This window comes from Clostridium cellulovorans 743B (genome assembly GCF_000145275.1).
GTDB lineage: Bacteria > Bacillota > Clostridia > Clostridiales > Clostridiaceae > Clostridium_K > Clostridium_K cellulovorans.
This window is the reverse complement of the sequence record NC_014393.1, coordinates 1,027,534-1,043,925: the sequence shown is the minus strand read 5'-3', so window position 1 is coordinate 1,043,925 and position 16,392 is coordinate 1,027,534. Positions and strand designations below refer to the sequence as shown.

The 16,392-nt window shown below is 31.4% G+C and carries 14 protein-coding genes; all 14 read right to left on the bottom strand.

The window, feature by feature from the left end; genetic code table 11:
- Positions 1–347: 347 nt before the first annotated feature.
- A complete protein-coding gene (locus CLOCEL_RS04290; protein WP_010076539.1) occupies positions 348–1,259 on the bottom strand; it encodes a hypothetical protein in 912 nt (303 codons plus the stop codon).
- Positions 1,260–1,529: 270 nt separating this feature from the next.
- Positions 1,530–3,443, bottom strand: a complete 1,914-nt coding sequence (locus CLOCEL_RS04285; protein ID WP_013291624.1) for a metallophosphoesterase family protein — start codon at positions 3,441–3,443, stop codon at positions 1,530–1,532.
- A gap of 114 nt (positions 3,444–3,557) precedes the next feature.
- Positions 3,558–3,716: a hypothetical protein gene (locus CLOCEL_RS22700; RefSeq protein WP_010076541.1), complete on the bottom strand. Its 159-nt coding sequence runs from the start codon at positions 3,714–3,716 to the stop codon at positions 3,558–3,560.
- On the bottom strand, positions 3,694–5,163 hold the full coding sequence (locus CLOCEL_RS04280; RefSeq protein ID WP_010076542.1) for an ApeA N-terminal domain 1-containing protein: 1,470 nt from the start codon (positions 5,161–5,163) through the stop codon (positions 3,694–3,696). The genes CLOCEL_RS22700 and CLOCEL_RS04280 overlap by 23 nt, the downstream gene beginning before the upstream one ends.
- Positions 5,164–5,290: 127 nt before the next feature.
- Positions 5,291–6,247, bottom strand: a complete 957-nt coding sequence (locus CLOCEL_RS04275; protein ID WP_010076543.1) for a hypothetical protein — start codon at positions 6,245–6,247, stop codon at positions 5,291–5,293.
- A gap of 433 nt (positions 6,248–6,680) precedes the next feature.
- Positions 6,681–8,270: a recombinase family protein gene (locus CLOCEL_RS04270; protein WP_013291622.1), complete on the bottom strand. Its 1,590-nt coding sequence runs from the start codon at positions 8,268–8,270 to the stop codon at positions 6,681–6,683.
- 2 nt (positions 8,271–8,272) lie between these two features.
- On the bottom strand, positions 8,273–9,577 hold the full coding sequence (locus tag CLOCEL_RS04265; RefSeq protein ID WP_013291621.1) for a recombinase family protein: 1,305 nt from the start codon (positions 9,575–9,577) through the stop codon (positions 8,273–8,275).
- Positions 9,578–9,640: 63 nt separating this feature from the next.
- Entirely contained in the window at positions 9,641–9,796 is a 156-nt protein-coding gene (locus CLOCEL_RS23035) for an SHOCT domain-containing protein (RefSeq protein WP_010073110.1), read from the bottom strand.
- 1 nt (position 9,797) lies between these two features.
- Positions 9,798–10,214: a helix-turn-helix transcriptional regulator gene (locus CLOCEL_RS04260; protein ID WP_010076547.1), complete on the bottom strand. Its 417-nt coding sequence runs from the start codon at positions 10,212–10,214 to the stop codon at positions 9,798–9,800.
- A gap of 378 nt (positions 10,215–10,592) precedes the next feature.
- Entirely contained in the window at positions 10,593–11,366 is a 774-nt protein-coding gene (locus CLOCEL_RS04255) for an amidoligase family protein (protein WP_010076548.1), read from the bottom strand.
- Between the two features lie 103 nt (positions 11,367–11,469).
- Positions 11,470–11,781: a DUF6329 domain-containing protein gene (locus CLOCEL_RS04250; protein ID WP_010076549.1), complete on the bottom strand. Its 312-nt coding sequence runs from the start codon at positions 11,779–11,781 to the stop codon at positions 11,470–11,472.
- Positions 11,782–11,890: 109 nt separating this feature from the next.
- The gene (locus tag CLOCEL_RS04245) at positions 11,891–12,337 is read right to left on the bottom strand and encodes a hypothetical protein (RefSeq protein WP_010076550.1); all 447 of its coding nucleotides are present in this window, start codon (positions 12,335–12,337) and stop codon (positions 11,891–11,893) included.
- A 340-nt stretch (positions 12,338–12,677) separates the two neighbouring features.
- Complete coding sequence (locus CLOCEL_RS04240; RefSeq protein WP_010076551.1) at positions 12,678–13,163, bottom strand: sterile alpha motif-like domain-containing protein; 486 nt, start codon at positions 13,161–13,163, stop codon at positions 12,678–12,680.
- Positions 13,164–13,584: 421 nt separating this feature from the next.
- Positions 13,585–16,266, bottom strand: a complete 2,682-nt coding sequence (locus tag CLOCEL_RS04235) for a DUF927 domain-containing protein (RefSeq protein WP_010076552.1) — start codon at positions 16,264–16,266, stop codon at positions 13,585–13,587.
- Between the last annotated feature and the right edge of the window lie 126 nt (positions 16,267–16,392).

Here is a 16,392-nt window from a genome sequence, read left to right as displayed (position 1 = left end):
CAGTATATTAATTAAAGAATGTACCTTTAAATATAGGGTACATTTTTGATGCTACCCTTGCCCTTCAAAAAATACAACCGCCTGTAAGCAGCTATTTAAGCCACCTACAGGCAGTCGTGGATTATAATTAAAAAAACATCAAAAAAGTAAAAAGCCCACATAATTGTGAGCTTCATTGTCTAATCACTTAAATGTTGATACAATTTAGCAGTATTGGATTTCTGATAAAAGGTTTATTACCGCTAAAAAGCATGTGATTACTGCTAAATTGTGCACCTCCACCTAGTACAAGTTGCTGATTTGCCATACCTTTCCTTTAACTAAGGCTATAATTCTTAAACTATTTTTCATTTAATAATTTCAAAAAATAAGCTTTTAGCATACTCTTCATTACCTTCAAATTCTTCAGCTCCAACCATCTCATCAATAATTATATGGGCGAGCTTGCTTAAATCACTAGCATTTCCGTCAAAGTAGATTTCACCTTCATCTAGACTAATATATTTTAACTGAACAAGGTTCAATAATTCATTCCTAATGTTATCTTCTGTCGACTCTAGTTCCATTAACAGATCTGACATACTAATTGATGAATAATCAGTATCGAATATGTTGTTTATCATAGCCTCTATTATTTCCCATTGCCAAGAATTCATTGTCTTTTTAACTTTTCTGCACTTCTTTACTTCCTTTTCATAATTTTCATTGAGATAATTTTCATTAACAATGTATTCATCCTCATCGTTATTTTCTTCTTCATTTTGCTGTTCCTCTAACTTAATCCCAAAATAATTAATAAATTCATCAATCCAATGTTCATTGATATACTCTGCCAAACGTTCTTGGTCCCAATAAGTAATTCTAGTATTTTCACCCTTAACCTTTGCTTTATTAATTAGTTTCCTTGCATTTTCATTAATTTCTCCAGTGGTTGCAACAATTAAACGGCTAATATAATTAACTTCACCTGAATTAACTGAGCAAATTTCCTTTTGAAAAGCTTCTTCAGCTTGATTTTTTATTTCTTTTATTGAATTATTAGTTCCCCTAGCGCTATAAGTTATATCACCCTTTTTAAATTGTATTCCAACATATTGTTTAAATCTTTCTGGCTTCGAAAGTTCATAATATTCTATATCTATTCCTTGTTCATCAGACCCCCCTGTAAATTTAACTCCTTTTAAATCCATCTTTTTTAAGATAGGAACAAATATATCTTTAGCCATTTTGTGTTCATTTAATGTATTTAAATACGCCATTACTGTTTTATCATCTATATAAATAATCTACACTCCCTTTACATTATCTTCTTGCTGATTTCTATTTTAAAATTTTCTTTACCTTCTGGATCAAGCGTACATGTTGCCTAATAGAATTTAAATGTGCATCTGTTCTATTTATGATTATTGTTTGAGCGTCATTATATATCGCTTGTCCTTAATAATAGCAATTACTAACATTTTTTCACTTGATTGATATTTTTTATTAACGTATATTGATATATGTTTAACTGAACCCATATAACTTTATTATAAAAAGTTTTTTAGCTTTTCAAATATTTTTGATTCTTTAGCATTATCCAAAATATAATCTCTTCCTACTTTATTTATGATAATATCCTTATACTCTTTTAAATAGTACCATAAATCATTATGACTTTTATCATAATGATTATATCCACCTAATTCTCGATACTGAGAATTAGCATTAAATTCATTTAATAATTCAACGACATCTTTATCTGAAAAATTAGGAATGACTGCTGGTATTAAGTTATTAAGTATAGTCTCACTACAATCATAGTTGTATGATCTTTTAATTATCGTACTGAACATAAACGTGTTGTATATTTCCGGGTTTACTTCATTTATTTTCATTTTCTCAAATAGCATAAGAAATGTGTTTATGTCAAATCTAGTATAATCGTGCCAATATCGATATGTATCTTTTTGAGATACCTTTTTTAATAAATTTCTAGATTCTTTCAAATGAGCCTCAAATCCTTCATTACAGTAATAAGCTAAAAGAAAATAATTAATGTTTTCCTTACATTTTATTTTAAACTCAATTTTAAATGACTCTTCTAAGAGATTATATAACTCAGGATAATCAAAAAAGATATATAGTGCTCTAGAAAATTTTTTATATTTAGGTGTATAACTAAAGTCATCATTAATTATACCATTCATTTGAATACTCTCTGAATATATTTTAGAATCTTTTGAGAATCTTTCTATACAAAACTCTTTGTTTAGAGCAATGAATTTATGCAAAACATTATATAGTAATAAACCAGACTCTCTATCAAAGATTTTCATTGTATTATTCCATAATGTATCAAAAAAATTACTCTTATCACGAATATTATTTAAATACCTCTTTTCAAAGTACGAAATAATATCCTCATCTATATCTTTATTGAATTCAACTTTCTTGCTATACTTTTTAATATCTGAAATAAAATCATTGTTATCTTCAAAAAAAGTTATTGTTTGTGTTTTACTATTTTTCTCTATATCGTAATAATTATTTCTTAATGTAGTCACTTTTCCCCAAGAATTTGAATCAAATCTATGTTCACACACCTGTACAACTGTCTTCTGATGTTCATCAATTTCATAAGTCTTAAAATTGTAGCTATATGTATTTTTATCATAAACTGCACCAGTTCCACAGATAAATGGGGTATCCCATCTATCAGGCTTTTTGGTTAATTCATGAGTATGTCCAAATAACACCATATCAGAAAGTTTACACGCTAAATCATAAGTGTTTTTGGTATCATAGTATGTAGACCTTTCATTACTATTCCAAAATTCTTTCGGATGATGGAATATCGTTATAGTCATTAGGTTCGGATTAAGACTGTTTTGAGATTTAATTACTTGTAAAAAATTAGCTCCTACCCACATTTGATCTTCAACTTCATCTGATTTTGCTAACCATGAAGTATTAACACCTATAATATTTAAATTACTAGTTTTATGAACACCAATTAGATAATTTTCATTATTATCAATTAAATAAGTTTCCACCCCTAATCTCCTACAAAAATTAGAATAATTTATAAAACCTTCTTTTAAATTTTGCAAACGTTCAACTTTAAGTAGTTTATTAGCACGTAATTGTTCTTGCGGAAATTCCTTATCATCCAAATAATTCCTATCAACATCATGGTTACCTGGACAAATGTACAGATTACAAACCTTAAGATTTACACATTCCAGTAATTTTTTAATCCAAATTCTAGCTTCATCATAATCACTTTCTTTCGCAGAATATCCTATGTCACCTGTAATGAAGACATAATCAAAAGGTTTGTCATTAGCAATTTCTCTCAAATAGTTAAAAAAGTCATTTAAAAAGTTGTCTCGTAATGATTTCTGTGTAGTATCTTTATCAAATCCAAAATGCAAATCAGAAATATGCAGTAAGTTTAGCACGATAATTTTCCTCTTCTCTCTATATAACTTTATTTACAGATATAGAAAAACCTCAATACTTCTATATCTAACTTGAAAATCACTAAAGGAACTATCAGTAAATCCATAACCTCATTAAAGCGTAATTTCAAGTACATTATCTTCTATGCTTTTTATAAACGCTAGTTTCCCTTCTTCTAAATTGCGAGTGTCAAAAATTACTGAAGATTCAACTTCATTATATTCATTTTCTAAAGTTCCGATGCTTACATTAAATCTTATCTGGTCTTTCACCTTTTCTTATTAAACACTTTGTTTCAAAACGCAATTCTGAATCTTCTATTACAATTTTTCTAGCATCATCTAATTTCATTCCCATATGTGAGTATAGAATCATAAGTATTAGTGCTTTAAGTACGTTTATGGTTTTACACATTTGAATAAAATTTAAAACATTATCTTTATTAAGCTTGTAATGTGAATAATAATTACGAGTCGCGACAATTTTTCTATAGAATTTTGATTTTATTTCTTGTTCATTATCTTCAATTTCTGATGCATTATCCCTATGTTCAAGCTTTATTATGTCTATAGCGTTATTAGCGATTATATTAAAATACTCATCATCTAACAATTTTAACCTTTCAGCAAGCCCAACTTTCCCCAAAAATCCACCTGCAATCCAAGTCGCAACTGCTTTTGCATGCTTTGTATTAAAACTCCATTCTGCTTTTTCAAAAATAGGTGTAAATAACCTCTTTCCGTCATCAGTAAATATCATATTCTTAATATCTTTTTCAATTGTACTTGCGACCTGTTCTTCTTCCGTAATACGCAAATGATACCCTTCCAATATTTTAACATACTGAACTAATATATCTTCAGCATAAATGTCTTTTCTTCTATTCCCCATAAAATACATTGTACGAATTAATTCAAATTTATGGTCATTGTAAAAATCATACCAGCATTCAAAATAACTATTTATATTATTATTAATCTTACTGAGTTTTGTCCGCGGCTTGTCCATAGTTCCTAATGTTCTCATATTGTAAGAAAAATCCCCATTTATATATAAGCAACTTTTTAATTCTTCTTCACTTATATCTAATCTTATATCTATAGCATCGGTTACATGTCCAATCATTAGTCCAAAAAATTGCATGATACCTCGTATATCATTATGTACTTGCGAAACTTCAGTAGGTTCTTTATATGCTATACGAATTCTTGGACGATTTTCTATTACAAATGTTGTTCTGTCATCAATATTTGGATCGAATAAAGAATGTTTTACTTCAAAATATATTTCTATACATGGATTTTCTTTCTTTAATATAATATTGGGGAGTTTTGTCTCTGCTGCTATCAACTCTTGACTTTCTGTAACTCCCCATTCAACTGTTTCTAAATCATTCCAATCAATAAGCTCTGGAATAAAAAATGAACACGTAGTAATGCCCTCTATACTAATTCCAGGTTTATATTTGTAATTCTGCTGTAGAACATACTGTGTTTTATAACTTGCAACGTTTTCCAATGTCCTATTTTTTCCATATTTACTTGAACCATTTGTAAATACTTTATAGGTTTTGTCATTGTCACCCCCGATAAATGCACATCGAGGACCTTCCCCATAAACTCGACTATAGAATTCAATCTGATTACCATCTATAATTAATTCAGCAACCTCTGCATCATTACTACCTTCTTTTCTCCATAAACCAATATGTCTCTCCATTAATAATTTCCTCCAAATTAGGTATTATCAATTCGAACTTCCTTACCCGAAAAAACACCTACAAAGCTGGCTTCTTTCTAATCCAACCTTATTGGTGTTTTACTAATACCTTAACTACTCAATTCTATTATTCCACAAACCCACTAATATCAAATAATTCTTCAGGTAAATTAGATTCCTTCATTTTCAATTTTAAAATTTCTATCGTCTTCGATTCTTCTCCTATATTATCCCTAGAATATTTAATCGCTCCAATAAAAATTAATTTTAACAATTCAAAATAGTGTAAATTATTGATTTCATCATCTTTGAAATAGTTATATAGATTAATAGCTGGCGGAAGTAGCGTTGTGTTTAAACACCTTTCAATATTTATAATTTTATCGTCCCAATTATCCATTGCTTCAAACGCATAATAAGTCCATACTATTTCATAAACATCTTCATCTCTAATCTTTCCAACATACTTTATTACTTTTTTGCTCTCTAAACTCAATGAATTTACAAAAGCATGAGAGCAGAATAATCTAGGCCCCTTTCCACTCTTCTCCAACCTTGTCGCTTCTAGATAAGGTATTCCACAAACATTAAGCCCATTTCTTTTAGCTTCATTGTTTATAATTTGCATTTCATTACTAAATATAACGTCACCTATAGAGATACCTCCCCTAAAAAGAAGTGGAAATGCGCATACTTTTTCCCATTTAACTGTACATGTTTCTTTATTTAGATTTGGTTCGTCCTTTACATGTTTAATATCCTCAATCTCTATTCTAAAATCTTTATTTGATTCAATAAATGCTGATGATATTAAATTACATAATTGCTTTACAAAAATATCTGGATTATCTGAACCAATAATCAACGAATCACTTATACTTACCATATTATTAAAAGATGTAATCGAAGTATTTTCAACGAATTGCTGCATAACTGTAGAACAACTATCTTTTGGATAGCATTTTGCATCAATTATCTTTGTACTAATAATCCTGTTAAAATGATCAAGATTATAATATGCTGCTTTTAAGTCATACTCCATAAGCCAACTAAATCCTAATAAGTCTAAAAAAGCTATTACCATTGCATTCTCTCCTCTACAATATATGATAACCTCACTTAAAGTTGATGTTTACTATAATTCACAATCATTTTTTTCAGACATCATTCAATATTTTGTGAAATTTTTAATATGTTTTTCCCCATCTTGAGTATACTTTCTAACACTTTTTCTATATTCATTCGCACGCATTATCTTTCCTGATTTTTCCTTCATATTATCGAATAAAGCTAAAAACTCCTTACTGATCACTCCTATTTACCTTGAAATATGAATAGTTCAATATAATAATTATACATGTTTTTACACATTTTTTATATTATTTAAATTCATCAAATTCATCTATAATGCTACAAAAAATCTTATATTTTACTTATATGACCCTCAATTCCAAAACAAAAACGCCCACAAAGCCAGCTTGTCCCTAAGCCAACCTTGTGGGTGTTTTACTAATACCTTAAATATTCCATTCTATCTCCATACCATCCTTAAATACAAAAGTTATTTGTTCTTCAGTATTTACTATTATTTTCTCAATAGTACCTGCCCAAAGGTTCTCATCAAACTCTGTAATTAAACCTTCTCTTTGCTCAAGTTCTTTTATAAAAGCTGTAATACTTTCATGCTTAGCACTTCTCTCTAGTCTCTTTTCATCAATCTCTTCAAGACCTTTTTTAATATTCTCATATCTTTCTGCTAACGCTTTATAGCGTTCTTCATATTCATCTTGATTCAAGGCACTGTGAGCATTTTCTTCAACACATTTTTTAAGCATTTCAGAAACAACTTCTAGCTCACTTTGAAGCTTAAAACTTTCCTTATCTAGCTTTGTAGTGTCTGTTAAGGCTTGTAGTATTCCTTCATAGCCTGCTAAGATTTCTTCCTTATTTTCAATTACGCTATTAAATACTTCAACAAAAGCTTGTTTTATCTTATCCTCATAAAGGTGTGGTGTCCCGCACTTCTCATTATTTTTAAATTTAGAATTGCACTGCCAAATAATTCTTCTGTATTTACTGGTGGAATGCCATACCTTGCTACCGTAGAAATTTCCACATTTACCACAAACAATTTTTCCTGAAAAGCACCCACTACTTGTTTTATATCCTTTTGCATCCTTCCGCTTTTTAATCTCATGCTGGACTAAATCAAACACTTCAGGAGTAATTATTGCAGGATGGCTATTTTCTACATAATACTGTGGAATTTCTCCTTCATTAATTTTCTTTTTCTTTGTTAGAAAGTCAATGGTGAAACTCTTTTGAAGAATAGCATCCCCTTTATACTTTTCGTTTTTAAGAATACTGGATACCGTACTAGCTTGCCAAATTTCTTTTCCTCCTGGTGTTGGAATCTTGCTTAGAGTTAAATGCTTTGCTATTGCTGATGGAGTTTTTCCTTCAAGGAACAGTTTATAAATCGTTCTTATAATTGTAGCTTCTTTTTCTACAATCTTAGGTAAGCCATCTTCACCCTTTTCATAGCCTAAAAATTGTTTGTATGGAAGGCTTACTTTACCATCTGCAAATCTTTTTCTCTGTCCCCAAGTTACATTCTCACTGATTGACCTACTTTCTTCCTGTGCCAAGGAACTCATTATCGTAATTAGTAATTCTCCCTTACTATCCAAAGTATAGATATTTTCTTTCTCGAAATATACTTCAACACCTTTTTCTTTAAGTTGTCTTACTGTTGTAAGGGTATCTACGGTATTCCTCGCAAATCTGCTAACGGACTTTGTTATTATAAGATCAATCTTTCCGTTCAGTGCATCTGTAATCATTCTATTAAATCCATCACGTTTCTTTGTACTAGTTGCTGAAATGCCCTCGTCTGTATATACCTCAACAAAAGACCACTCAGTGTTTGATTTAATGTACCTTGCGTAATAATCCATTTGAGCCTCAAAACTTGAAAGCTGTTCATCATTATCTGTAGAAACCCTAGCATAAGCGGCTACCTTTTTCATGGTAACCACTCCTGAAGTTGTTGGTGTAAATCGTCCAACTATTGCTGGTATTACTGTTACTGCTCTTGCTATTGCCAAAGCTAATTCCTCCCCTCTATATTTTTAAGGCTTCTTTCTCTTGCCTTTTCCCTAGCCTCAATACTCCAACCTTCGCTACGTGATTTATAATTCCATTCCTTTTTTAATGTAGTTCCATCCATAAAAACAAAAACCAATGTATTCTGCTCTGGTACTTGTATTTCCTTTATCTTTTCTTGAAATATATCCTCATCAAATTCCTTTAATCCTAAAACTGCTGTTGTTACCGCTATTAAAATCTCCTCAGGTATTTGCTTTGAAGGACAACTATCCTTTCCGTATTTTAAATGAGTAGAACAATTCCATGAAATTCTTCCTCTTGTATTCTTATGCCTATAGTTTTTTCCACATATTCCACATATAATTTTGCTAGTGAAAGGATATTTTACTCTAGTATTATCACGTATATACTTTTCAACATTTTTACTCATAATCTCCTGTGCCATTTGAAAAGTTTCTATATTTATAATTGCTGGATGAGTTCCTTCGGCATAATACATTGGAAGATTTCCTTTGTTTATCACTAAAGTCTTTGTTAAATGATCCTTTACATATTTTTTCTGAAGCAAGGCATTACCTGCATACTTCTCATTTTTTATAATATTTACAACTCTCTCTGAATTCCAAATGCCACCTTTTATTTTAGGTACGTTCATCTCTCTTAATTTCTTAGCTATAAGAGTACATCCTATTCCATCTATATAATCATTAAAAATCATACGGACAATTTCTGCCTCTGATTCATTAATTTCAATTTTTCCTTTTTTAATATGATATCCATACATAAACCTTAAATTTATAAGCTCACCAGCTTCAAAGCCTTTTCTTATTCGCCATTTGCAATTTTCACTAACTGACCGACTTTCCTCTTGAGCAAAAGAAACGAGGATAGTAAGCATCAGCTCTCCATCCCCGCTAAGACTGTGAATATTTTCTTTTTCAAAATACACATCAATATTTAAGCTTTTTAGTTCTCTTACTGTTTCAAGCATTGTAACAGTATTCCTTGCCAATCTAGATATGGATTTTGTAATTACCATATCAATCTTACCATTTCTACATTCATTTAAGAGTCTTTGAAACTCTGGTCTAATCTCCTTTGTTCCAGTAAGTGCTTCATCTGCAAAAACTCCTGCATATTCCCATCCAACATGCTTTTGTATTAAATCACTATAATAGCTGACCTGTGCTGAAAGTGAATGAAGCATTGCATCCTTACCACTTGATACCCTTGCATAAGCAGCTACACGTTTTTTTCTAGGCATCTTTTGTGTTAAAGGCTCTATTTTTCTTATGTTTCTTGTCATGATATCACTCCCTTCAGCTACCAATGTTAACTCTAATGTTGATACAAATCAAGTTAATAAGAGCTATAATCCACCGACAATAGGCTTATATTTCTTTATCAGCATAGTGTCGATTTTACTATAGTCTTTTTCATTTATTAATTTTCTAGAAAGCATAACCTTAGCAATAGCGATAGAAACTCTATAATTTTTTTCACATTCAAATTGCTCCTTAGTCATTTCAACCCTCCAATTTCCCAAACCGATAATTTATATAACAGCTATGACCACAAAATTTACGATCCTTATTACCATAGCTTTCAAATTCCTTTCCACAGGCTAAACACTTTAATTTATAAAAAGCCTTTTTATTATATAGGGCTTCATTATCTCTCCACCATGACCTACGACAAATATCTGAACAGAACTTCTTACGATGACCTTTCGTTCCTTGTTCTAATGGCTTGCTACAATTCTTACACACTGTATAGAGTTCTTCTTCCTTATCTGGTTTGACAACTTTATTGATGCCTAAATTATTACGTCTACAGTAAGATTTTATTGTGTTTTCAGATATGCCAAGGATTAATGCAATTTTAGAATAGCTATTTCCATCTTGCCGCATCTTTTTTATTTCTTCCTTTTGATTACTTGTCATTGCTCTCCCTCCATAAAAGAAAAAAAGAGCCACTCTATAACTCATCTGTACATAAATAAAAGTTGTTTACTTTCTATTTATATATACGGAATATAGAACAGGCTCTTTTAAGAATACTTCTACTTATTAAATATCATTTTTCCACTATCTTCATTCTAAATCTATAGCTATTGTTGGATGTATGTCATCCTTATTTTCCATAAAAAAAGAGCTCTAAGGCCCTTTCAAATATCTAAAACTATTACTCTAAATTCTTAGCTTTCTTTGGTGATTTAATTGAAAACTTCCAATCTTTATAGCCTTGAGCTAGTAAAAGTAAATACATAAGATAAAAACAAAGAAAAAAGACCGCAATTATTGCAGTCAATGCTTCTATATCTATGCGTTTGTTGGGCTTCTAAAGGCGCTGTTTCCGCTTAAGTGCCTTAATAATTGGCTCCTCGACTCTTTATACCTATTGCCTATGAATCCGAGCCTTAGAAGCCAAGTTCTGAAGGTATATTTTTCATTATTGGTTTCAGTTGTTTTGGGTGAAGAATGTCTTAATGTTTTTGCATTATCATTTAAGGCTTGTGTTAATTGAAGGTATGCAAATAAATCCTGTGGCTCTGCTTTTTCTTTAAAGAACTTAAAACCTATAGCTTCCTCTTCAAAATCAAAGCTTATCCCTTCGCATTTATCCACGCCAATTTCTAATGCACTCCTTTTAAAATCTTCAATTTCTATTAACCTAACATTGTTAATCCCTTCAATGAAATCTTGTTCTACAATATTTCGCTCTATGCCAAGAGCTTTTTTAATAAGACTTTGCTTACTTGAAATAATATTTATAAGGTTCTTAAGTGAAATTCCTCTATGCCCATTCATTGATAGCTTTATCTCAATCTCTATACTTTCTGCACCTGCCTCAGCTATTTTGGAATAGAGTTCTATTACCTCTGAAGTTTCTTCAATTTCATAAGTTGGTGTAATAATTGCTCCATTCCTATCAACTATAAAGGTTTCCCCCTTTTGTGTTTGGATTTCAAAGTTAAAGCTTGGTGCTCCTAAATACCTTGGTTCTACTCCAAAGAAGTCGCCTATAACCTTTGAGGTTGCTTTTCTTTCAAGTCCCTTTACTTTCAATATTAACTTGTACTGATTTTCTTTCACTTTCAGTTCCTCCCTGTACTTTTGTTATACTATATATCACTCTAAAGTACAGAATAAGCAAGTCTTTTATAAGCTAAAAAAGCCCCAGTTTTAGGGCTTTCTTCTACTTCTCTATTGCTGTATACCTTGGGTATGTGTAACCCTCTGAATCAACTAAAATGCACTTCTTTGTTTTTGAATTTTTAACTCTTATGCACTTTAACTCTCCCTTTTCATTGCACCCGCCATCCTCTTCTGTTATCCAAGGCTGGTCTTTTCCAAAGTCCTTTGTGAATTCTTTAAATTCATCATCGGTTAATTCAATTTCTTTTGTAACTTCGTAAGCCGTCCCTTGAACTCCATCAGCTTTTGCTTCTTTTGTTAACTCCTTAAGTTCCTTTAAATTTAAAACCTTTCTTCCAAATAATGCTCTCATTTTAAGCCCTCCATGTGTTTTTTCGTTATACTATATATCACTCTAAAACACATATATAGCAAGACAATTAATTATAAATTTATAACTCCGTTCTTTTCACTATCCCCGCTTAAATATTAATACCATATCTATGTTCCACATAGCATTTTCTACTGCAATACTTTCTAGCTCTATTCCCATAGGCTTTAAAGTCTTTTCTACAATACAAACAAACGAAAGAGTACCAAGCACTTTCTCTTCTATCTTTCTTGTCTTGGTTTTCATACCACCATTTTCTTCTACAGCAATCAGAACAAAATCTAGCCTTTCGTCCTCGTCTTTCTAAAATATTAATAGGCTCTCCACAGCTTTCACAGCTTGTCTGTCTAATAGGTATTTCTTTTTTACTTTCCATCGGCACAGACTTTCCGTAACCTAGAAAACCTCCAAGACCATTTCTTTTGCATAAATCCCTTACAACATCTCTATTGATTTTTAAAATACCTGAAATACTCTTGTATCCATATCCCTTTTTACGAAATTCTAAAATTTCATCTTTTTGTTTCTCATTTAACATTTTTCACCGCCTACTTATCCTTGGAAAATCCTATCTTAGCCTTTGCTATTCCTATATTTATAACATTTCGCAAAATTTCCCCTCCCGCCCCTAGAAAAGTGCGTTTTTTAGCGTAAAGGGATGCCACCGACCTTTAGCTAAAAGGTTGTAGAGATTATACCCCCCTATGGGGGTATGTCAGAATGTCTTATTAATTAAGTTACATGATATTAGTAATAAAAACTTTAAACTTTATAACGCTCTTACTACTCTTAAAACCTTGACCTTAGTTTTAACTCTCCATTACCACAATCTATCTTTAAGTCTCTTAAGTTACTGGTAATGGTGAGTTTTAATTTTACTATTTTCTACTCTTCTCAAAATTCATCCAAGCTTTTTCAAAAGCCTTTATAGCTTCTACACAAGCATGTTTTTTGTAAAGGTAATCCTTAATCTCTACTTTATCAATTGATTCTCTCGGAAATTCTGGTGCTTTTTCCATATCTCTAGTGAAGTCACCCAAGTGAGAATTGTTATATTTATAACGTCTTAAACAAAACCCATAAAAACTATTTGGGATTCTCTCCTTCATTTTAAAATGCCAGTTTAACATTCTTTCATCTACCGCTGTGAATCCAGCTGCTAACATAGCACCTTTAAACTGTCCATTATATACATAGATACCTGTATCTCTATTTAAATCATGCTTTAATCCATAACTACTTCTTATGGTGTAATTGCTACTTGCTACTTCAAACTTTGATTTAATCCAATTATCTAAAACCACTTTATCTTTTTCATTAAGGTCTTTATAGCGCTCTGGCCTGTCAAAATAATCTCTATCCACAATCTTATCTCCTCTACTTATCAACAAAATCTAAACCAATTTATTTTTACAAAGTGCCCTAACCGAATAACCGTTTTTTTAACATACACACCTTCTATATAATTAGTAATGTGTAATGAGTATAAATTTCCTCTTAAAATCATACTCTCTATACGTACTATATGTTTACGGTTAAACGGTTATATGGTTAGGTTATTATATATTACTTAAATAGAATATAGTAATATCAATACTTAAAGATATCTTAACTTTATCGTTTTTCCTAACCGTAACCTAACCGACCTAACCAGTAAAAGTCTGTATTTTGGATTATTTTTTCATTGTACTAAAAATATCCCTATTGCTTTTTTCTATCCTAACCGTTTTTTACTGATTACATTTCTCCAATTTTCGGTTAGGTTCACGAGTTTTTGATTTGCTTTCACCTTAAAAACTCCATATCAACAGATTCATCATCGGGTATCCTTACAACATACACTCTACAGTTTTTACCACCGATACTCTTAGTAATTTGTAATCTTAAAACTCCATCCTTATCCACTTGACTTTCAATATATCCTCTTTCAGCAAAACCTCTAAAAACTTTCTTTGGTGAAAACCCTGCATCTTCTAAAGCTTTATGTGCAAAGGATGGAATTACATAGTAATTATCGTTTATATCTATTCTTCCATACCTTGGTGCTTTAGCATCAAACTGAAACTTTTCATTATTAGCTATTAGCCATCCTGTGAACATCTCCCAAGCTCTCTCAATGTTATCATTTTGAGTTAACTGCCTATTGTTTTCTATCATGGCTGTAGCTGTTAATAACGCATTGTCTCTTGCTACTTTTTCTTCTTCTTCAAATACATATATAGAAGATAAATAATCTCCAAGACAAACTACAGCTACCTCATCAAGATGTATACACTCTATATGTTTTTCTTTAAGACTTGTCCTTAATTCATCATATATAGCCTGTAAGAAGGTTTTATCCATCTTTAGTTCTTCACATAGCTTGTTTATAAATACTTTCCCAGCAAAACCGTAATGTGCTTCTGAGACCTCATGCATTAGACTTGCAAGTGCTATATCCTCAACTGGTTTTGCATAAAGTTCAAAGGTTCTTGTGTTAGCACCATCTTGCATATTAGTACCAAGCATAGCTTCTTCTCCCGTGGTAATTATTATATTTCTCCAAGTAAGAGTTTCTTGTATCCCTCCGTCCTTACTACCTCTAGTTCTTCCTTGTCCTTGGGAGAGCATATATATGATACTATCGGTGCTCATTTTCTTAGTATTTAAAACTTGTAATTCATCTATAGCAAAAGGTAAATTTCTAAGGGCTGCTGCCATTCTCTCAAGTCCTACTATAGTACTATTAAATGATCCAATAAGCTTATTGGGATTTCCAAAGGCAGACATAGAAAGCTTTATTGTGGCTGTTTTTCCACTTCTGCTATTATGCCATAGATGTATAAAAAACACTCTTTTATGAAGTGGTTCTAAAAGTACTGAAGCAAAACTTGATGCCATAATAAATCTTGCAGCAAGATTTTCTCTTGCTTTTCTTGCAACCTCTAGCCATTTATCAAAATCTCCATAAGTTTTTAGACCTGCCATTATGTTTGAAGCTTCTTTGCTATCATTTTCAAATTCTAAATATTCTCTCGTACTATAAGGAAAGAATTCACTCTCCTTTAACCACCCTAATCTTGCCACTGATTTTATAACTGGTATTGCCTTATCATTCTCTCTTTCAAAATCAGATAGATATGAAATTAACTCTCCTGCATTATTTGAAGACACTGGAAAGCTACTATCAGCAAGTCTTAATATGCTATTTCTATTGAATATAACTGACCTTGGAGCCAGTACCTTCTTCCAATATCCATCCCTATAGAAAGATAATTCTACCTTTTCCTGCTCAGTATCTAAGTTATGAAATCTCCTACTTATAACAACTGGAGTAAAGCTTACAGGAACTTCTTTGAAGATACCTTCTCCATTTTGTTCATACTTTGATATACCTTCATTAAAATCAACACTCCACCCAAAAGGAATCATATATCCATTAGTTCCTAAACCGTCAAGTTCTAAGGCTTGCTTAAACTCCACCTCTTTTTCACTATGTTTAATATGCTTTATTGCTCTTTCTAAATCCTTAAGATTAATCTTCCCCTTTAACTTGGACTTAATTATGGCAAAGGTTACTGGATCATTATCCTTTGCCATAGATAGCTTAGATAACATGTCTTTTTCATAAATTTTTGAGAAATCTTCTAAATTAGATATACTAGAAAGTAGATTTTCTTTTTTATCTTCCCCCCATTCCTCACCTGTTATAGGTGCTTCTGGGTTATATCTACAAATGCTTTTAGCTATTGTTTCAACCTCACTATCATTAAGTGGCGGATTACATCTATTATTGTTTTCCACTAAAAGAGCGGCTAAAATAGCCTCAAAACTAAGTCCTTTTCTTCTTAAACTTCCAGCTATACTTGCCATTACAGCATTTCTGGACCCTTCCTCTATGCTTTCTGGAACTTCTTTAACACTACTTTTCTTACTAAAAATCAAATCAATTAACCACTTATCTGGTGTAGTTATTTCAACATCATCTATGGAACAGTGTTCTAACCATTCATAGTGCTTACCACTTTTATGAACACTCCCAGGTGCCACAACAAGTCCACCATTTGACCTAATATCAACTCCATTTAAAACTCCCACCCTATTAGGTACTGTAACTCCATCTGGCATTAGGTAGTAATGATGGCTACCACCACTACCTGTCCTTACACTTAGAGTTTTCTTCAGTTCTCCATATTCCTTTAAGCTTTCATAACCACCATGGCCTATATCTACATCAAGCACAAAATAGTTATCTCCAGTAGCAAAACCTATATTTGCTTTAGGATATTTTTTAAACTCTGCTATGATTTCTTCTTCAGAGGTTGTAGCTTTTTTACCCCAGTTGCTATAAATAGGATGCTTCCCACTACTGTTGCATTTAACTCCTTTACCACAAGTACAATTTCCAGCTTCATTAATGCCATGGAGCATGACTATTTTAAAACCTTTTTTAGCATAACTAACTGCTAAATTTCCCCTATCCGTCACTTTTTCACACCCTTTCCTACCTAGTAAAGTCAACACCTAAAGCCAAAATAACTCTGTAACCTTAACTTCTTATGAAACATAAGCAACTAAATTTACATATTTTCAAAGCTGTTAAATTAAAAAAGC

Coding starts and splice junctions, on each gene's coding strand:
- CLOCEL_RS04245 (WP_010076550.1), bottom strand. CDS start 12,337: ATGTTAAATGAGAAACAAAAAGATGAAATTTTAGAATTTCGTAAAAAG.
- CLOCEL_RS04290 (WP_010076539.1), bottom strand. CDS start 1,259: ATGGCGTATTTAAATACATTAAATGAACACAAAATGGCTAAAGATATA.
- CLOCEL_RS04280 (WP_010076542.1), bottom strand. CDS start 5,163: ATGGAGAGACATATTGGTTTATGGAGAAAAGAAGGTAGTAATGATGCA.
- CLOCEL_RS04250 (WP_010076549.1), bottom strand. CDS start 11,781: ATGAGAGCATTATTTGGAAGAAAGGTTTTAAATTTAAAGGAACTTAAG.
- CLOCEL_RS04260 (WP_010076547.1), bottom strand. CDS start 10,214: ATGACAAGTAATCAAAAGGAAGAAATAAAAAAGATGCGGCAAGATGGA.
- CLOCEL_RS04265 (WP_013291621.1), bottom strand. CDS start 9,577: ATGACAAGAAACATAAGAAAAATAGAGCCTTTAACACAAAAGATGCCT.
- CLOCEL_RS23035 (WP_010073110.1), bottom strand. CDS start 9,796: ATGACTAAGGAGCAATTTGAATGTGAAAAAAATTATAGAGTTTCTATC.
- CLOCEL_RS04275 (WP_010076543.1), bottom strand. CDS start 6,247: ATGGTAATAGCTTTTTTAGACTTATTAGGATTTAGTTGGCTTATGGAG.